This is a genomic window from Caulobacter sp. FV2ps19 (assembly GCF_058681035.1).
Map to the genome: position 1 here is coordinate 367,929 of NZ_CM178729.1, position 16,551 is coordinate 384,479.

20 protein-coding genes and 1 tRNA gene are annotated in these 16,551 nt (G+C 67.0%); 12 read left to right on the forward strand and 9 right to left on the reverse strand.

The features are described from left to right. Positions 1-30 precede the first annotated feature (30 nt). The 5 genes from atpA to ACW18B_RS01705 form a co-directional block, all read right to left on the reverse strand. Entirely contained in the window at positions 31-1,563 is a 1,533-nt protein-coding gene (atpA, locus tag ACW18B_RS01685) for a F0F1 ATP synthase subunit alpha (RefSeq protein ID WP_492049120.1), read from the reverse strand. Positions 1,564-1,612: 49 nt separating this feature from the next. Continuing rightward, a complete protein-coding gene (locus ACW18B_RS01690; RefSeq protein ID WP_492049121.1) occupies positions 1,613-2,167 on the reverse strand; it encodes a F0F1 ATP synthase subunit delta in 555 nt (184 codons plus the stop codon). Between the two features lie 179 nt (positions 2,168-2,346). After that, positions 2,347-2,586, reverse strand: coding sequence for a hypothetical protein (locus tag ACW18B_RS01695; RefSeq protein ID WP_492049122.1), 240 nt, complete (start codon positions 2,584-2,586; stop codon positions 2,347-2,349). Between the two features lie 130 nt (positions 2,587-2,716). Further along, the gene (locus tag ACW18B_RS01700; protein ID WP_492049123.1) at positions 2,717-3,037 is read right to left on the reverse strand and encodes a DUF8200 family protein; all 321 of its coding nucleotides are present in this window, start codon (positions 3,035-3,037) and stop codon (positions 2,717-2,719) included. A 222-nt stretch (positions 3,038-3,259) separates the two neighbouring features. Further along, positions 3,260-3,685 (reverse strand): hypothetical protein, encoded by a 426-nt coding sequence (locus ACW18B_RS01705; protein WP_492049124.1) that lies wholly within the window; start codon positions 3,683-3,685, stop codon positions 3,260-3,262. Between the two features lie 129 nt (positions 3,686-3,814). Between ACW18B_RS01705 and ACW18B_RS01710 the strand changes: the two genes are divergently transcribed. The 8 genes from ACW18B_RS01710 to ACW18B_RS01745 all read left to right on the forward strand — a co-directional run bounded on the left by ACW18B_RS01710 (position 3,815) and on the right by ACW18B_RS01745 (position 10,438). Next, complete coding sequence (locus tag ACW18B_RS01710; protein WP_492049125.1) at positions 3,815-5,116, forward strand: acyl-CoA dehydrogenase family protein; 1,302 nt, start codon at positions 3,815-3,817, stop codon at positions 5,114-5,116. A gap of 163 nt (positions 5,117-5,279) precedes the next feature. Beyond that, complete coding sequence (locus ACW18B_RS01715) at positions 5,280-5,927, forward strand: LemA family protein (protein ID WP_492049126.1); 648 nt, start codon at positions 5,280-5,282, stop codon at positions 5,925-5,927. 148 nt (positions 5,928-6,075) lie between these two features. Next, a complete protein-coding gene (locus ACW18B_RS01720) occupies positions 6,076-6,864 on the forward strand; it encodes a TPM domain-containing protein (protein WP_492049127.1) in 789 nt (262 codons plus the stop codon). After that, on the forward strand, positions 6,864-7,559 hold the full coding sequence (locus ACW18B_RS01725; RefSeq protein WP_492049128.1) for a TPM domain-containing protein: 696 nt from the start codon (positions 6,864-6,866) through the stop codon (positions 7,557-7,559). The genes ACW18B_RS01720 and ACW18B_RS01725 overlap by 1 nt, the downstream gene beginning before the upstream one ends. Before the next feature lie 4 nt (positions 7,560-7,563). Then, on the forward strand, positions 7,564-8,376 hold the full coding sequence (locus ACW18B_RS01730) for a CPBP family intramembrane glutamic endopeptidase (RefSeq protein ID WP_492049129.1): 813 nt from the start codon (positions 7,564-7,566) through the stop codon (positions 8,374-8,376). 13 nt (positions 8,377-8,389) lie between these two features. Beyond that, positions 8,390-8,821, forward strand: a complete 432-nt coding sequence (locus tag ACW18B_RS01735; RefSeq protein WP_492049130.1) for a DUF1330 domain-containing protein — start codon at positions 8,390-8,392, stop codon at positions 8,819-8,821. Positions 8,822-8,925: 104 nt separating this feature from the next. Beyond that, a complete protein-coding gene (locus tag ACW18B_RS01740; RefSeq protein ID WP_492049131.1) occupies positions 8,926-10,113 on the forward strand; it encodes an acetyl-CoA C-acyltransferase in 1,188 nt (395 codons plus the stop codon). Positions 10,114-10,303: 190 nt separating this feature from the next. Further along, entirely contained in the window at positions 10,304-10,438 is a 135-nt protein-coding gene (locus tag ACW18B_RS01745) for a hypothetical protein (protein ID WP_492049132.1), read from the forward strand. A 126-nt stretch (positions 10,439-10,564) separates the two neighbouring features. Here ACW18B_RS01745 and ACW18B_RS01750 read toward each other — a convergent pair whose 3' ends face one another. After that, entirely contained in the window at positions 10,565-11,011 is a 447-nt protein-coding gene (locus ACW18B_RS01750; protein WP_492049133.1) for a COG3650 family protein, read from the reverse strand. Positions 11,012-11,058: 47 nt separating this feature from the next. Between ACW18B_RS01750 and ACW18B_RS01755 the strand changes: the two genes are divergently transcribed. The 3 genes from ACW18B_RS01755 (at position 11,059) to ACW18B_RS01765 (ending at position 13,759) form a co-directional block, all read left to right on the forward strand. Further along, complete coding sequence (locus ACW18B_RS01755) at positions 11,059-12,183, forward strand: DNA cytosine methyltransferase (protein ID WP_492049134.1); 1,125 nt, start codon at positions 11,059-11,061, stop codon at positions 12,181-12,183. A 78-nt stretch (positions 12,184-12,261) separates the two neighbouring features. Continuing rightward, positions 12,262-13,248: a cysteine synthase A gene (gene cysK, locus ACW18B_RS01760; protein ID WP_492049135.1), complete on the forward strand. Its 987-nt coding sequence runs from the start codon at positions 12,262-12,264 to the stop codon at positions 13,246-13,248. A 55-nt stretch (positions 13,249-13,303) separates the two neighbouring features. Beyond that, positions 13,304-13,759, forward strand: coding sequence for a very short patch repair endonuclease (locus ACW18B_RS01765; RefSeq protein ID WP_492049136.1), 456 nt, complete (start codon positions 13,304-13,306; stop codon positions 13,757-13,759). On the opposite strand, the gene ACW18B_RS01770 is transcribed toward ACW18B_RS01765, so the two are convergent. The 3 genes from ACW18B_RS01770 to ACW18B_RS01780 form a co-directional block, all read right to left on the reverse strand. After that, positions 13,708-15,444 carry an ATP-binding protein gene (locus tag ACW18B_RS01770; protein ID WP_492049137.1) on the reverse strand — a complete coding sequence of 579 codons (1,737 nt, stop codon included), beginning with the start codon at positions 15,442-15,444 and terminating at the stop codon, positions 13,708-13,710. The genes ACW18B_RS01765 and ACW18B_RS01770 overlap by 52 nt on opposite strands. 218 nt (positions 15,445-15,662) lie before the next feature. Continuing rightward, positions 15,663-15,941 (reverse strand): DUF167 family protein, encoded by a 279-nt coding sequence (locus tag ACW18B_RS01775; protein WP_492049138.1) that lies wholly within the window; start codon positions 15,939-15,941, stop codon positions 15,663-15,665. A gap of 2 nt (positions 15,942-15,943) precedes the next feature. Further along, on the reverse strand, positions 15,944-16,258 hold the full coding sequence (locus ACW18B_RS01780; RefSeq protein WP_492049139.1) for a YggT family protein: 315 nt from the start codon (positions 16,256-16,258) through the stop codon (positions 15,944-15,946). A 113-nt stretch (positions 16,259-16,371) separates the two neighbouring features. Here ACW18B_RS01780 and ACW18B_RS01785 point away from each other — a divergent pair. Continuing rightward, positions 16,372-16,447: transfer RNA gene (locus ACW18B_RS01785), tRNA-Ala, on the forward strand. Positions 16,448-16,551 lie beyond the last annotated feature (104 nt).

Genomic DNA, 16,551 nt, shown 5'->3' on the forward strand with positions numbered 1-16,551 from the left:
CGCTACTCTCTCCGAGCGTTCCGACGGGGCTTAGGCGAAGGTCGACGAGAAGCTGTCGAGCACGCTTTTCAGCGTATTCTCCAGATCCTTGTCGAGCGCCTTCTTGGTGCGGATGCCGTCCAGCAGATCCTTGTGGCGGCTGTGCAGAAGGGCCAGGAAATCGGCCTCGAAGCGGCGCACCGCCGAGGTCGGGATCTTGTCCAGATAGCCGCGCGTGCCGGCATAGATCACGCAGACCTGCTCTTCGACGGCTTGCGGCGCATATTGCGGCTGCTTGAGCAGCTCGGTCAGGCGCTCGCCGCGGGCCAGCATCTTTTGCGTGGAGGCGTCGAGGTCCGAACCGAACTTCGCAAAGGCGGCCATTTCGCGATACTGGGCCAGTTCGCCCTTAATCGCGCCGGCGACTTGCTTCATCGCCTTGATCTGGGCCGACGAACCGACGCGCGACACCGAGATGCCGACGTTCACGGCGGGGCGGATGCCCTGATAGAACAGGTCGGTTTCCAGGAAGATCTGGCCGTCGGTGATCGAGATCACGTTGGTCGGGATATAGGCCGAAACGTCATTGGCCTGGGTTTCGATGATCGGCAGCGCCGTCAGCGAGCCCGAACCGTTGTCTTCGTTCAGCTTGGCGGCGCGTTCCAGCAGGCGGGAGTGCAGATAGAACACGTCGCCCGGATAGGCTTCGCGGCCCGGCGGGCGGCGCAGCAGCAGGGACATCTGACGATAGGCGACGGCCTGCTTGGAAAGGTCGTCATAGATGATCAGGCCGTGCAGGCCGTTGTCGCGGAACCACTCGCCCATGGCGCAGCCCGAGAACGGGGCCAGGTACTGCAGCGGGGCCGGCTCGGAGGCCGAGGCGACGACGACGATGGTGTATTCCAGGGCGCCGTGCTCTTCGAGCGTCTTGACGATCTGGGCGACGGTCGAACGCTTCTGGCCGATGGCGACATAGACGCAATAGAGCTTGGCGCTCTCGTCCTTGCCGGCGTTGGCGGCCTTCTGGTTCAGGATGGTGTCGATGGCGACGGCGGTCTTGCCGGTCTGACGGTCACCGATGATCAGCTCGCGCTGGCCGCGGCCGACCGGGATCAGGGTGTCGATGGCCTTCAGGCCGGTCTGCACGGGCTCGTGCACCGACTTGCGGGGGATGATGCCCGGAGCCTTGACGTCAACGCGGCGACGCTCGGTGGAAACGATCGGGCCCTTGCCGTCAATCGGCTCGCCCAGCGGGTTGACGACGCGGCCCAGCAGGCCACGGCCGACCGGTACGTCGACGATCTCGCCGAGGCGACGGACTTCGTCGCCTTCCTTGATGGCCTGGTCCTGACCGAAGATCACGCAACCGACATTGTCGCGCTCCAGGTTCAGGGCCATGCCCTTCACGCCGGCTTTCGGAAACTCGACCATTTCGCCGGCCTGGACATTGTCCAGACCATAGATGCGAGCGATGCCGTCACCGACGGACAGCACTTGGCCGACGTCGGACACGGCGGCGTCTTCGCCGAAATTCGCGATCTGCGACTTGAGGATGGCCGAAATCTCGGCGGCGCGGATGTCCATGGCTGTCTTGGGCTCTCTGCGATTTTTATCGTTTGGCGCGCTTATACGCTTAGGCGCGCTTCAGGGCGAATTTCAGGGAATCGAGCTTGCTGCGGAGCGAAGCATCGAACAGGCGGGATCCGACACGCACCTTGACGCCGCCCAGGATGGACGGGTCGATGCGGGTCGAGAGTTCAGGGGTCTTACCCAGGGCCGAGGCCAGGGCGGTTTGCATGCCCTTCATCTGGGCGGGCGTCAGGGCGGCGGCCGAGATCACCTCGGCCGAGACGACGCCGCGATGGCGGGCCGACAGTTCACTGAAGGCGGTGATCGCGCCCAGCAGATCGTCGGCGCGACCATTGGCGGCCACCAGGCCGAGGAACTTGACAGTCAGGGGCTGGAAGCCGGCCTTCTTGGCGACCGCAGCCAGACCCTTGGCCTTGTCCTCGGCGCTGAAAGCGGGCGAGGTCAGCAGGCGGCGCAGATCGGCGCTGTCAGCGGCCATCGCCTTCAAGCTTTTCAGGTCAGCCTCGACCTTGGTGAGGTTGCCGCCTTCGATCGTCAGTTCGAACAGGGACTGCGCATAGCGCTGACCCGCATCCGTCGCCTTGGTTTCGTCCGCCACTTGGTATCCGCCCGGTGCGTTGCAATGGCCGCGAACAAGGAGATTAACCCATGTCCCGGCTTAAAGGCTTGAGCGCGCTTGAAAAAAGCGCATGGAGAGCCGGTGCTGATGCGCCGCCCCGTCCCAAGCCGCGCGCCTGATAACACGGGCTTTTCGCAGTCGCAACCAAACCGGCGCGATCAGGCCTCGACACGGCGAAACACCGCCGAGGCGGCGGCGGCGAGGGTTCCGTTACGGCGCCGCGCTTCACCCTGCGCGAAGACCAGACTGCGCGTCGACCGTTCGACCCAGGCGCGCAGGGCCAGCCCCTCGTCATCGCCGTCCGGGCCGTAGTCGATGGTCAGGGAAGAGGGCCGGGTGTCGCTCCCGGCGATATCGCGCAGGGCGGTTTCCATCTGGGCGGAGAGAGTCGAGGTCATGGGCTCCCAGTACCGAAGATCGGCGAAAAGAAAAAGGGCGGCGGGACCGGCCCGCCGCCCATCAGGACAAGTTCAAGGAAACAGCCAGACGAAGCGCGAACGCCCCAAAGCGTCTGGTTACAGAGAGGCGTTACTTGTCGGCCTTGGCCGACATGTTGCAGCGGTCCAGATCGCCGGCGTCCAGCGACTTGGTTTCGCCGCCGAAGGCCGAGACGCGGCCGACTTCCTTGGCCAGGGCCTTGCACGACATGGCGGTGACGGTGCGCGACGGAGCCGAGGCGGCGACGCATTCCGCGCCGTCGCAGACGAACACGGCGCCGCCTGCAACGATCTTGGTCTTGGCGGCGACGGGGGATTCCAGGGCGGCGGCGACGCGGCCATCAGCCAGGGCTGCGCCGGCGAACATGGAAACGGACAGAGCGGCGACAGCCGCAAGGGTACGGAGCTTCATAGGAGCCCTCCAACGGTTCAGGGGAGTCGTGACAGGATCGGTGATCGGTGAAACGCGGTACGGGGAGGCTGGCCTCGGAGATTAGAAGCCTCGGCATCCCCACCGAGGCCACAAGGCCAAACTAAGCACTGCTTAGATATCAGCGTTCAAAATATGCGCAAGCAGAATTTGGTCGCGTCGGGTTTTTTTTGGAAACGGCGAGCTCGTCGCGGGTGAGGCGCGCTACAGACCCAGGATGGAGTCGATGCGGCTCTCGGCCTTCTGATGGATCTGCCGATCCTCGACCATGCCCTGAACCCGCGAATAGCGTCCGTTCTTGCCGGCCTTGCGCCGCAGGTCATCACCGGTAAGCACCGGGCCGGACTTCCGCGGATCGGAGAACTGGCCCATCACCGCCGCCAGAACAGCGCCGATCAGGGCGGCGGCGACCGGCGCGCTCGCGCTGAGCAGATCGTCGCCGAACAGCGCCTGCAGCCGGCCGATCAGCAATTCGCGATTGGGCTGACCATGCAGCAGCTTGACCAGCAGCAGAACCCCGCCTTCCACCGATCCCACCACCAGCACGGCGACAAGCACGCCCAAGACCCTCGGCCGGACGAACAGTCCAAGCGCGGCGCCCAGGATCGCGGCGGCAATCATCATGGTCATGCAACGGATCTTACAGGCGCTTGGTCAAGGCCCGGTTAAGATCGATCTTCCCCAACGGCACGATTGGTCGCGGCCAAGCGACGCGCATAGTGCCGGCAAGAACGAGAAAACGTGCAGGGAGGCTCGGCCATGGACTTCACCCTACCGGCGGAACTGACGGCCTATCTGGCCGTGCTCGACCAGTTCATTGCCGACGAGATCGCGCCCTTGCAGGCTCGCGACGACAATGAACGCTTCTTCGACCACCGCCGCGAATGGGCCCGCACCGACTGGGACGGCGGCGGCCTGCCCCGCCACGAGTGGGAAGCGCTGCTGGGCAAGGCCCGCAAGCTGGCCGACGCCGCCGGCCACTACCGCTTCGCCCTGCCCAAGGCGTTCGGCGGCCAGGACGGCTCCAACCTGTGGATGGCGGTGATCCGCGAGCACCTGGCCAGCAAGGGCCTGGGCCTGTTCAACGACCTGCAGAACGAGCACTCGATCGTCGGCAACAATCCCTTCGTGCTGATGATCCGCGACTTCGGCCGCCCCGATCAGCAGCACCTGATCACCGACATGCTCGACAAGGGTGCCTTCCGGCCGACCTTTGGTCTTACGGAACCCGACCACGGATCGGACGCCACCTTCATGGAGACTCGCGCCGTGCGCGAGACCCACAAGGGCGAGGCCGGCTGGCGGATCAACGGCGAGAAGATGTGGACCACCGGCATGCACGCCGCCACCCACTGCTGCCTGTTCGCCCGCACCAGCGGCGCGGACGGCGAGGCCAGGGGGATCACCGCCTTCCTGGTCCCGGCCCATGCCCCCGGCGTGAAGATCGAGGAATATCTCTGGACCTTCAACATGCCGACCGATCACCCCCGGGTCAGCTTCACGCAGGTCTGGGTTCCGGACTCGGCGATGTTTGGCCCCGAGGGCGGCGGCCTGGCCCTGGCCCAGCACTTCGTGCACGAAAACCGCATCCGCCAGGCGGCCTCCAGCCTTGGGGCGGCGGTGTTCTGCATCGAGGAAAGCGTCAAATACGCCCGGATCCGCAAACCGTTCGGCAAGCCCCTGGCCGAGAACCAGGCCATCCAGTTCCCGCTGGTGGAACTGGCCAGCACAGCGGAGATGCTGCGGCTGCTGATCCGCAAGACCGCCTGGGAGATGGACCAGATGACCAAGCCCGAGGTGGAAAAGCGCCTCTCCGACAAGGTCTCGATGTGTAACTACCAGGCCAACCGCCTGGTCTGCGAGGCCGCCGACCGGGCCATGCAGGTGCATGGCGGCATCGGCTATTCGCGCCACAAGCCGTTCGAGCACATCTATCGCCACCACCGCCGCTACCGGATCACCGAGGGCAGCGAAGAGATCCAGATCCGCAAGGTGGCCGCCTGGCTGTTCGGCTACCTGGGCCCGCGCCGAAAGGCTTTCGCCGAGATGGATAAGGTTTAATCCGGTTTTTCCTGACGAACGGGGGCCGGCGCCCTATCTAAAGGATGTGTGCGAGGCTGATGGCCAAGCGAGGTCGCGTCCGCGCGTTCGGGTTGTCGAAGGCGAGCCTGATTTTCCCTGTCGGACGCAGCGTCCGGCCCGGACAGGCTCATTGGAGGGCTGAATGAACCGTTTCGTCAAAAACGCCGCGCGCCTGGCGCTGGTCGTGTCCCTCGCGGCGGGCCTCGCCGGCTGCGGCGTCAACACCATTCCCACCCAGGACGAGGCGACCAAGACCGCCTGGGCCGAGGTGCAGAACCAGTATCAGCGCCGCGCCGACCTGGTGCCCAACCTCGTCGCCACGGTGAAGGGCTATGCGGCCCAGGAAAAAGACACCCTGACCGCCGTCACCCAGGCCCGCGCCAGCGCCACCCAGATGAAGGTCGACGCCTCGACCATCACTGATCCGGCCCAGTTCCAGAAATTCGCCGCCGCCCAGGACCAGCTTTCGGGCGTGCTGGGCCGACTGATGGTCATTCAGGAGCGCTATCCGGACCTGAAGTCGAACCAGAACTTCCTGGCCCTGCAGAGCCAGCTGGAAGGCACGGAAAACCGCATCACCATCGCGCGTCGCGACTACAACCTGACCGCCCAGAAGTACAACACCACCCTGCGGACCTTCCCCAGCATCTTGTGGGCCAAGACGGTCTATAGCGGCCAGAAGCCGGCCCAGCTGTTCCAGGCCACGGCCTCGGCCCAATCGGCCCCGACCGTCAGCTTCGACTCCGCTCCGCCCGCTTCCGCGCCCGCGCCGGCTCCGGCGGCCAACTGAGGTGAACGGCCTCCGATCTCTCCTCCCCCGCATCGCGGGGGAGGGGGACCGCGAAGCGGTGGAGGGGGCGTCCGCACGCTCCGTCCAGACCGCCGCGCCCCCTCCGTCACGGCGCGTTCCGCGCCGCGCCACCTCCCCCGTTGCACGGGTGAGGAGATGGGCGACCGCTGCTCTGGCGCTCCTGGCGCTGTCGGCCGCCCCGGCCTTCGCCGAGCCAAAGTTCCCGGCCCTGTCGGGACGGGTGGTCGACGAAGCCAATATCCTCTCGCCCCAGGTCGAGGCCGATCTGACGACCAAGCTGAAGGGCCTGGAAGACACCACCGGCCGTCAGCTGGTGGTGGCCACGGTCCCCACGCTGCAAGGCTATGAGATCGAGGACTACGGCTATCAGTTGGGCCGCGCCTGGGGGATCGGCGAGAAGGACAAGAACACCGGCGTCATTCTTCTGGTCGCCCCCAATGACCGCAAGGTCCGCATCGAGGTCGGCTACGGCCTCGAGCCGATCCTGACAGACGCCCTGTCCAGCCTGATCATCCAGACCGCCGTTCTGCCCAAGTTCAGGGCCGGCGACATGGAAGGCGGCGTCGTGGCGGGGGCCGACGAGATCCTCGCCCAGCTGTCCCTGCCCGAAGACCAGGCCAAGGCCAATGTCGCCCAGGCGGCCGAGCCCAAGGCCGCCCGTCGCGGCGGCGGCGGCGTCGCGGGCATCATCATATTCTTCTTTGTCATCTTCCTGGTCAGCCGACTTCTGTCCGGAGGGCGTGGCGGTCGCGGCGGTCGCGGCGGCGGCCTAGGCTCGGCCCTGCCCTGGATCATCCTGGGCGCGCTGAGCAACAGCGGCGGTCGCCACAATGACTGGGGCGGCGGCGGTGGCGGCGGTTGGGGCGGCGGCGGCGGCGGCTCGTTCGGCGGCGGCGGAAGTTCAGGGAGCTGGTGATGCCGAAAATATCCCCCGAGGACCACGCCCGCATCGCTGCGGCTGTAGCGGCGGCTGAAAAGACCACCGCCGGCGAGATCTTCTGCGTGCTGGCGCCCGAGGTGTCGGACTATCGCGAAACCCCGCTGATCTGGGCGGCGACGGCGGCCCTGATCCTGCCGGCCGCAGCCTTGTTCGCCGGCCTGCGCCCCGACATGCTGACCCAGCTGTTCGGCGGCTGGACCGTCGGACACGACGTCACTGACGCGGCGATCTTCTCGGCCCTGTCGATCTATATCGCCGTGCAGGCGGCGGTGTTCATCCTGGCGGCCCTGATCGTCTCGATCCCGGCCGTGCGCCGCGCCCTGACGCCCGGCGCGCTGAAGACGGCCCGGGTCAAGCGCGCGGCCATGGACCAGTTCCTCAGCCACGGCCTGCACCAGACCCGCGACCGGACAGGCGTGCTGATCTTCGCCGCCCTGGCCGAGCATCGCGTCGAGGTCATCGCCGACGAGGGCATCTACAAGGCCGCGCCGCATGCGGTCTGGGATGATGTGGTCGCTGACCTGGTGGCCGGGATGAAACGCGGCAGGATCGCCGACGGCTTCGTCGCCGCCGTCACCCGCACGGGACAGATCCTGGCCAGCCATGTGCCGGTCAAGGCCGACGACACCAACGAACTGTCCGACGGCCTGACCATCCTGCCGAAGAAATGAGGCCATGACAGAAAGAGCCAACGGTCGGGAACTTCGTCACGTCTGGCTCTTTCTGGGTTTGGTCTTCCTGATCAGCTGGGGCGTCGGCGGCCTCTATCTGCTTTTTCCCAAGCCGCTCACCGCCGCCTTTGGTCCCTTTGCCTATGGTTCGCCGGCCTATCTGCTGGCGGCCTGCTCGCCGAGCCTCGTCGCCCTGGCCCTGACTCTGGCGTTCGAAGGGACGGCGGGCCTGACCCGACTTGGCCGCCATCTGATCCAGGTGACGCCGCTCTGGGCGCTGGCGCTCGCGTTCCTGGCCCTGCCGGCGATCGCCTTGGGTCTCAGCCTGCTGGCGCCGCCGTTCAGCACCTGGCCCGTGCGCCCCGCCGACGTGCTGGTGGTCACCCCGCTGCTGTTGTTCACCACCGCCCAGATCATCACCAATGCCGGGCCGCTGGGCGAGGAGCTCGGCTGGCGCGGCTATGCCCTACCCCGCCTGTTGGAGCGGTGGCCGCCCCTAGTCGCGGGGGGCGCGCTAGGCGTCATCTGGACGATCTGGCACATCCCGGCCTTCCTGTTCTCGGGCATCGTCAACACGCCGCTGTCCGACCTGGGCTGGTACGCCTTGGGCACGATCGGCCTATCGCTGCTAATGACCTGGCTGTTCACGCAGACGCGGGGCAGCGTGCTGATCGCCGGGATCGTTCCGCATTTCGTGATCAATGGCCTGGGGGCGGTCGAGGCCTGGCGCACACGGCCTGCCGAAGCCATAGCCCTGGCCCTGCTGGCTCTGGCGCTTTTCGTCCTTTGGCCGCCAAATGGGCGCAAGCCACACTAGGGAGACCGCCCCCATGTCCAGCATCGACCCCACCCGCGAGCAGTTCGACGCCTTCAAGGCCCTGCCGCGTGATGCGCCGATCCAGATGCTGAACCTGGTGCGGCTCAAAGCCATTGCCGACTATCCAGTCGACCATCCCGAGCACGGCAAGGGCCGCTCGGGGCTGGACGCCTATCGCGCCTATGGCCGCGAGACCGCCGCCCTGTTCGCCCGGCTGGGCGGCCGCCAGATCTGGGCGGGCAAGCCGGAGGTCGTGGTGACCGGACCGACCGACGAGCGCTGGGACATCGCCTTCATCGCGGAATATCCCAATGCCGGCGCCTTCCTGGCCATGGTCACCGATCCGGACTACCGCGAATGGGTCAAGCACCGGCAAGCGGCGGTCGAGGACTCGCGGCTGATCCGGCTGTCGCCGATGACGCCGGGCGAGGGGTTCGGGGAGTAGGCGCCCGACTCTCCGCCTTACGTGCGCGTGACCTTTCGCCGGAGGAAATCCGAGTCTAAGGTCGCCGCCAATTCAAACTAACGTTTAACGGGGAGAAGCGCCCAATGCGCGAAGCGGTCATCGTCTCTTACGCCCGCACCGGTCTGGCCAAGTCCAACCGCGGTGGTTTCAACAATACCCATGGCGCGGCCATGGCCGGTCACGCCATCCAGCACGCCGTGTCGCGCGCCGGTCTTGACGGCGGCGAAGTGGAAGACGTGGCCCTGGGCTGCGGCGGTCCCGAAGGCGCCACCGGCATGAACGTGGCGCGCAACGCGGCCATGTGGGCCGGCCTGCCGGTCACCGTCTCGGGCCAGACCATCAACCGCTTCTGCTCGTCGGGCCTGCAGGCTATCGCCACGGCGGCCAACTATGTCCGCAATGACGGCGCCAATGTCGCCATCGGCGGCGGCGTCGAGTCGATCTCCCTGGTGCAGGGCGGCGGTCACATGAACCGCTTCCACATCACCGAAGACAAGCTGATGAAGACCCATCCGGCCCTGTGGATGGCGATGATCGACACCGCCGACATCGTGGCCAAGCGCTATAATGTCAGCCGCGAATATCAGGACGAATACGCCCTGCGCAGCCAGCAGCGCATCGCCGCCGCCCAGGCCGCCGGCCTGTTCAAGGACGAGATCGTGCCGATGGCCACCAAGATGAAGGTGGTCAACAAGGAAACCAAGGAAGAGAGCTTCGTCGACTACGTGGTCGACAAGGACGAGTGCAATCGTCCCGAAACCACGCTGGAAGGCCTCAACAGCCTCAAGCCGGTGATGGGCGAGGGCAAGTTCGTCACCGCCGGTAACGCCAGCCAGCTGTCGGACGGCGCCGCCGCCGTGGTGGTGATGGAAGCCGCCGAGGCCGCCCGTCGCGGCCTGACGCCGCTGGGCGCCTTCCGCGGCTTCGCCGTCGCCGGCTGCGAGCCCGACGAAATGGGCATCGGTCCGGTCTATGCCGTGCCGCGCCTGCTGGAACGCCACGGCCTGAAGGTCGACGACATCGACCTGTGGGAACTGAACGAAGCCTTCGCCAGCCAGTGCCTCTACAGCCGCGACAAGCTGGGCATCGATCCGGAAAAGTACAACGTCAACGGCGGCTCGATCGCCATCGGCCACCCCTTCGGCATGACCGGCGCCCGCTGCGCCGGCCACCTGCTGATGGAAGGCAAGCGTCGCGGCGCCAAGCTGGGCGTGGTGACGATGTGCATCGGCGGCGGGATGGGCGCCGCCGGCCTGTTCGAAATCTTCTGATTTCGATCTGATACGCACGTTTCGACCAAGTTGGGCCGGGAACCTTCAAGCAGGGTCCCGGCCTTTTTTGCATTCTGGCGCCGTTCCCCGCCCATTCTGCCGGGTGGGCTTGAACATCGTGTTTTGGCAACCATCTGTGTTGCTGAAGCGAAACCGCGATTTTCGCGCGACGCCAGACCAGAGATCCGCCATGGCCATCAAGGCCTCCTTCGCCCTCGCCCTCCTGATCGCCGTCACGATCGGCCTGTTGCTGCCCACCCCCGGCGGCAGCAAGCGGCATCCCGAACAGTCCACGATTGAGACGATCCAACTGCGGCGCGGCTAAGGCCCAGGCGTCCTAGAGCCCTTTCCGACCTGATGGCTTCATCAGGGTCGGGCGAAAAATGCTCCAAATCAAAAGTTTAGAGCATTTTTCGATCCGATAACCGTTTCACACTTATCGGAAAATGCTCTAGGGCTTGGGCTGAGCCTGAAGTTGATCGGTATGATCGGCGCAGCCGCGCAGCGTCTCGCCATCCACCCAGATCTCGGCCGAGAACCGGTAGACCCGGTCAGACATGCCGTCCGTGCAGACGCCCGGCGTCAGCCGCATGACCAGGCGGCCTAGTTTGGGCTCCGCGCCGCTGGAATCCCAGACGCCCTGCTCGCCGTCCAGCCGCACGCCCGGATTGCCGTTGCGGACCTCGGCCTGGTCGGGCCGAATCAGCGACACGCCGTCGGCGCGGACCTTGACGCTCCAGAACGGCTCGGTTCCCAGGGCGTCGAAGTCGCCGGAATAGTCGACGCCGTTGACCCTGGGCGCGTCGGCCGGCGGCGCGGCGTCCTCGGACGCGCCCAGAGACTCGCCGCAGCCGACCAGGGTCAGGGCCAGGGCGCAGACGGCAACGATGCGAAACATGGCGGCGGCTATCCCCTCTTGCCCGACTGAGGCTAGACTCTCGCATCATGACTCGCAAAGCCTCCGCCACCTTTCTGGAATTCTTCGCCGGCGGCGGCATGGCTCGCATCGGCCTGGGCGAGGCCTGGACCTGCGCCTTCGCCAATGACTTCGACCCGGTCAAGGCCGCGACCTATCGGGCCAATTTCGCCGATGCCGACCAGCATTTCCACGAGGGCGACGTCTGGGCGATCGAGCCCCGGAACCTGCCTACCGCCGACCTGGCCTGGGCCTCCAGCCCCTGCCAGGACTTCAGCCTCGCGGGGGCGAGGGCTGGGCTGAGCGGCGGCCGCTCCTCGGCCTTCTTCGGCTTCTGGAAACTGGTTCAGGCCCTGGGCGCCGAGGGCCGCGCCCCCGAGACGCTGGTCGTCGAGAATGTCGTCGGACTGTTGACCTCGCATGAGGGGCGCGACTTTACCGCCCTGTGTCAGGCCCTGGCCGACGAAGGCTATCGCTTCGGCGCCCTGGAGATCGACGCAGCCCGGTTCACCCCGCAGTCGCGGCCGCGGATCTTCGTGATCGCCACCCGCGCCCCGACCGAGGCCCTGGCCGGCCCCAGCCCGTTCCAGACCCGCGCCGTGAAGGCGGCCCACGCCCGACTGCCCGAGACGCTGCAGGCCGCCTGGATCTGGTGGGGTCTGGAGACGCCCCCAGCCCGCAACACCGATCTGGCCGCGATCCTCGAGCCGGATCTCGCCGCGCGCTGGAACACGCCGGAGCAGACCCGCAACCTGCTGGCCCTGATGGCCCCCGCCCACCGCGGCGCCGTCGAGTCCCGCCTGGCCGGCGGCGAACGCGCGGTCGGCTCGGTCTTCAAACGCATGCGGGGCGGCGAGCAGCGGGCCGAGGTGCGTTTCGACGGTCTGGCCGGATGCCTGCGCACCCCGCGCGGCGGCTCGTCGCGTCAGACCCTGCTGGTCATCGACCAGGGCCAGGTGCGCTCGCGCCTGATCAGCCCCCGGGAAGGCGCGCGCCTGATGGGTCTGCCAGACCGCTACGCCCTGCCGGGCAGCCAGACCGCCGGCCTGCACGTGATCGGCGACGGCGTCGCGCCCCCGGTGGTGCGCTGGCTGGCAGAGCGGCTGCTGGAACCGCTGATTGATAGCAAAACTGCAAACCTCGCCGCCGAATGACCCGCTGACAGGCCAAACCCCCGGCCGTAAGGTGGCTCAAAGGCCTGCGGGCCCACCCAGCTGCAGCGAGATCTTCCCATGGCCGACGCCACCTCCTCCTACGACGCGGCCCGTTACAAGCGTTCCGGGCGCGGCAAGATCTATGACTCCATCCTCGACACCATCGGCGACACGCCGCTGGTTCGCCTGCCGCGGCTGTCGGCCCAGATCAAGCCCAAGGGCGAGGTCGTCGCCAAGCTGGAGTTCTTCAACCCCCTGGCCTCGGTGAAGGACCGCATCGGCGTCGCGATGATCGAGTCGCTGGAAGCCCAGGGCCTGATCAAGCCCGGCGACACCCTGGTCGAGCCCACCAGCGGCAATACCGGCATCGCCCTGGCCTTCGTGGCCGCCGCCAAGGGCTACAAGCTGATCCTGGTCATGCCCGAAAGCATGTCGATCGAGCGGCGCAAGATGCTGCTGCTGCTGGGCGCCAAGCTGGAGCTGACCCCGGCCGAGAAGGGCATGCGCGGCGCCGTCGCCCGGGCTCAGGAAATCATCGAGGCCACCCCCGGCGCGGTGATGCCCCAGCAGTTCGAGAACAGCGCCAACCCGCTGATCCACCGCGTCTCAACCGCCGAGGAGATCTGGAACGACACCGCCGGCGCCGTCGACGCTGTGGTCTCGGGCGTCGGCACGGGCGGCACCATCAGCGGCGTCGGCCAGGCGCTGAAGGCCCGCAAGCCCGGCCTAAAGATGGTCGCTGTCGAGCCCGAAGCCTCGGCCGTGCTGTCGGGCGGCGCGCCGGGTCCGCACAAGATCCAGGGCATCGGAGCCGGCTTCGTGCCCGGCATCCTGGATCGCGGCGTGATCGACGACATCGTCCAGGTCAGCAATGACGACGCCTTCGCCATGGCCCGCCGCGCGGCCTCGGTCGAGGGCATTCCGGTCGGCATCAGTTCCGGCGCCGCCCTGACCGCCGCCTTCGACCTGGCCCTGCGCGACGACTATGCCGGCAAGCTGATCGTGGCGATCATCCCCAGCTTCGCCGAACGCTACCTGTCCACGGCCTTGTTCGACGGGCTGTAGCCCCCTTGCGCGACGGGCGGGGGCGAACCCGCCGCCGCCCGTCGGAAACCCGGCCATGACCGACGTCTATGACAAGGCCAAGCGCTCGGCGGTGATGGCCCGGGTCAGGGGCCAGGACACCGGCCCCGAGCGGCTGCTGCGCAAGACCCTCACCGCCCTGGGCGCCCGCTATCGGCTGCAGCGCAAGGACCTGCCCGGCAAGCCCGACCTGGTGATGCCCGGCCGCAAGCTGGCCTTCTTCGTCCATGGCTGTTTCTGGCACGGCCATGACTGCGCGCGGGGATCACGGGTGCCCAAGGCCAATCGCGACTACTGGCTGGCCAAGGTGGCCCGCAACGCGGCGCGCGACGTCCGCACAACAGAGGCCCTGGCGGCGGCCGGCTGGCGGGTCGAGACGATCTGGGAATGCGAGATGAAGGACGCTGACGCCCTGAAGGCGCGGCTGGCGGCGGTGCTGGATCAGGCCGCCGCGCGAACCCCGTCCACCAGCACGTCGACCAGGGCCTTGTAGAGCTCGATCGGGTCGATCGGCTTGGCGACATGGCCGGTCATGCCCACGGCCCGGCAGGCTTCCCAGTCCTTGGACGTGGCCGAAGCCGTCACCGCGATCACCGGCGTAGCATGGTTGGGCCCAGTCCCCGCGCGCAGGGCCCGCGTGGCCTCGCGGCCGTCCATGCCGGGCATGTAGACGTCCATCAACACCGCGTCGAAGGCCTCCGCGCCCAGCAGCTCCAGGGCCTGTTCGCCGCTCTCGGCCAGGGTGGTCTCCACGCCGAACGGCTGCAGGACCAGCTCGATGGCCCGGCGATTGACCACATGATCATCGACCACCAGAACCCGCGCGCCGGCGATCGACGGGCCCATCAGGGTGTCTTGCGGCGCGTGGGCGAGTTCGAGCCGCACCGACAGGGTGAAGACCGCGCCCTGGCCCTCGACACTGCCTGCGACCAGGTCGCCGCCCATCAGGCGGGCCAACTCGCGACTGATCACCAGGCCCAGACCCGAACCGCCATGCTGACGGACGACGCTGGTGTGCAACTGCTCAAAGGGGGTGAACAGGCGCGGCATCAGACCCTCGGAAATGCCCGGTCCCGTATCGACGACGGTGATGGTCAGCTGGCGCTGATCCTCCTCGCCGCTCACCTGCAACCGAACCGTGATCGTTCCCTGATCGGTGAACTTGATGGCGTTGGAGAGCAGGTTGTTGAGCACCTGCCGCAGGCGCAGGGCGTCGCCCGCCACCCACCGCGGCAGGCGCGCGGCGCCCTCGAGTCGCAGACGCAGGCCTTTCCTGACGAGTTCGGGCCGCCAGAAGCGCACGGCGTCCGACACGGTCTGGCGCAGATTGAAGGGCGCCGTCTCGACCGCCATGCGGCCGGCCTCCAGACGCGAAAAGTCAAGCAGGTCGTTGAGCAGCGCCTTCATCAGGCCGCCCGCGTCGCTGATCAACTGGGCATGGACCTTGGAACTGGCCTCGGGGCTCTCACTGTGCAGGCGCGCCGCGCCCGCCAGGATGGCGCTGATCGGGGTGCGCAGTTCATGACTGATCATCGCCACGAAGGCGGACTTGGCGGCGACGGCTTCCTCGGCCTCATGACGGCGGCGCTCGGCTTCTTGCTTGGCGTCGGCCTCGGCCTTCAGCGCCGCCCCCAGGGTCCGGCTGGCCACGGCGACCGAGGCGCTCAGCAGCAGCGCCCCGAACCAGAGCGCATAGGCCAGGGGGGCGTCGGGATTGGCCCAGCGGGCGATCAGGGGAATGACCAGCAAATAGACGAGATAGGGCGCGGCCGACGCCAGGGTGGCGCCTCTCAGCCCGGCATTGACCACGATGACATTCAGCAGCGCGCCGGCCAGCAGCATGCCGCCCAGGGTCGGCGCGAATCGCTGATGTGAAGCGAACAAAGGCAGGGCCAGAGCGCCGAAGATGGCGGAGCTGACAAAGGGCGCCATGGCCAGGGCCCGCCGACGCCAGGTCGCAGCGGAGGCCGGAGCGCTAACCGTCGGGGTCTGGCTCAGCCACAGTTCCAGCGCCTGCACCAGGATGTACAGGGCGGCCCAGATCCAGACCCACGCCATGCCGACAAACACGTGAAGGATCAGCGCGATGATCAGGGCGGCGATGATCCGCAGGCGCGAATTGGCGCGCCGCGAAATCGCGGCCGGCATCCTGTCAACCTGGGCCTGAATGCCATCCATCAGCGTGTGGGCCTCCCGACTGACCCTGGTCTTGTGGTTCTTGGGTAAAAGCTGCCCGCGAAGGCCTAAGATGACGTGAAGCGTCACCCGCCCTTCGACGATCAGATTGCTGACTTTTCCTTGGACAACCCGTAATTTTTATGGCGAACGCCGCCCTAACAGGCTTCCCCAAGGGTAAATTATACCCAATCGGCAGTCATCGCGTCACTTTGTCGCACTCAGGGCCTTGGGCCGAAGGCGCGCTCCAGATCCGCGTCGTCGACGCCGTCGATTTCCAGCCGCTTGACGCGCGCCGTCGCCCCCGCCGCCAGCCGGACGGCGGACTTGGGCGTTCGCAGACTTTTGGCGATGAAGGCGATCAAGGCTGCGTTGGCCTCGCCCTCGACCGGCGGGCAGGCCACGCGCACCTTCAGATAGGGCCGCCCGTCGGCGTCCTGAGCCCAGCCGTCCGCCCCGTCACGCCCGCCGCGCGGGGTCAGGCGAACGGCCAGCAGCATGGCTAGGCCAACAGGCTCAGCAGAGAGCCGTGCAGAGCGGGCAGAATGTAGTTCTGGATGCCCGTGATGATCAGCAGGACGATGATCGCACTGATGTCCACGCCGCCCATCGGCGGGATCATCCGCTGGAACGGCCGCAGCACGGGACCGGTCACGCGGTCGAGGAAGGTGCTGATCTGATAGACGGCGTGATTGCGCAGATTGATCACGTCGAAGGCCACCAGCCAGCTCATGACAGCCGAAATGATGATGGCCCACCACAGCAGGCTGAGCAGCGAACCGGCGATGAAGAAGATGAAATTGAGAATGGCGGCCATGGGTTTCCTGTCCGAGTTCTTCGCTTCTTGCCGCGCCTTGCCCGCCCATGCAAGCAAAGCTGAACTCGAGCGCTTGACGCGGACCGCGCCCCGCCTTATTCCCGCGCTTCCTTGGGGCCGTAGCTCAGATGGTAGAGCGCCTCGTTCGCAATGAGGAGGTCAGGGGTTCGATTCCCCTCGGCTCCACCAAGGACCTTCCTTCCGCAAGAATTCCCGGCGAAGTCGTCGCACTATGTCGGCTACCGGACAGCGCCCTGTCACGGCGACGCTAGGCTGCGAGCCAGTGTCTTCCC

Bases quoted from the DNA above. Each gene is read 5' to 3' on its own strand.
- ACW18B_RS01730 (WP_492049129.1), top strand. From the start codon at position 7,564: ATGACAGAAAGAGCCAACGGTCGGGAACTTCGTCACGTCTGGCTCTTT.
- ACW18B_RS01745 (WP_492049132.1), top strand. From the start codon at position 10,304: ATGGCCATCAAGGCCTCCTTCGCCCTCGCCCTCCTGATCGCCGTCACG.
- ACW18B_RS01750 (WP_492049133.1), bottom strand. From the start codon at position 11,011: ATGTTTCGCATCGTTGCCGTCTGCGCCCTGGCCCTGACCCTGGTCGGC.
- ACW18B_RS01755 (WP_492049134.1), top strand. From the start codon at position 11,059: ATGACTCGCAAAGCCTCCGCCACCTTTCTGGAATTCTTCGCCGGCGGC.
- ACW18B_RS01740 (WP_492049131.1), top strand. From the start codon at position 8,926: ATGCGCGAAGCGGTCATCGTCTCTTACGCCCGCACCGGTCTGGCCAAG.
- ACW18B_RS01710 (WP_492049125.1), top strand. From the start codon at position 3,815: ATGGACTTCACCCTACCGGCGGAACTGACGGCCTATCTGGCCGTGCTC.
- ACW18B_RS01705 (WP_492049124.1), bottom strand. From the start codon at position 3,685: ATGACCATGATGATTGCCGCCGCGATCCTGGGCGCCGCGCTTGGACTG.
- ACW18B_RS01725 (WP_492049128.1), top strand. From the start codon at position 6,864: ATGCCGAAAATATCCCCCGAGGACCACGCCCGCATCGCTGCGGCTGTA.
- ACW18B_RS01715 (WP_492049126.1), top strand. From the start codon at position 5,280: ATGAACCGTTTCGTCAAAAACGCCGCGCGCCTGGCGCTGGTCGTGTCC.
- ACW18B_RS01765 (WP_492049136.1), top strand. From the start codon at position 13,304: ATGACCGACGTCTATGACAAGGCCAAGCGCTCGGCGGTGATGGCCCGG.
- ACW18B_RS01700 (WP_492049123.1), bottom strand. From the start codon at position 3,037: ATGAAGCTCCGTACCCTTGCGGCTGTCGCCGCTCTGTCCGTTTCCATG.
- ACW18B_RS01735 (WP_492049130.1), top strand. From the start codon at position 8,390: ATGTCCAGCATCGACCCCACCCGCGAGCAGTTCGACGCCTTCAAGGCC.
- ACW18B_RS01775 (WP_492049138.1), bottom strand. From the start codon at position 15,941: ATGCTGCTGGCCGTTCGCCTGACCCCGCGCGGCGGGCGTGACGGGGCG.
- ACW18B_RS01695 (WP_492049122.1), bottom strand. From the start codon at position 2,586: ATGACCTCGACTCTCTCCGCCCAGATGGAAACCGCCCTGCGCGATATC.
- atpA (WP_492049120.1), bottom strand. From the start codon at position 1,563: ATGGACATCCGCGCCGCCGAGATTTCGGCCATCCTCAAGTCGCAGATC.
- ACW18B_RS01770 (WP_492049137.1), bottom strand. From the start codon at position 15,444: ATGGATGGCATTCAGGCCCAGGTTGACAGGATGCCGGCCGCGATTTCG.
- cysK (WP_492049135.1), top strand. From the start codon at position 12,262: ATGGCCGACGCCACCTCCTCCTACGACGCGGCCCGTTACAAGCGTTCC.
- ACW18B_RS01780 (WP_492049139.1), bottom strand. From the start codon at position 16,258: ATGGCCGCCATTCTCAATTTCATCTTCTTCATCGCCGGTTCGCTGCTC.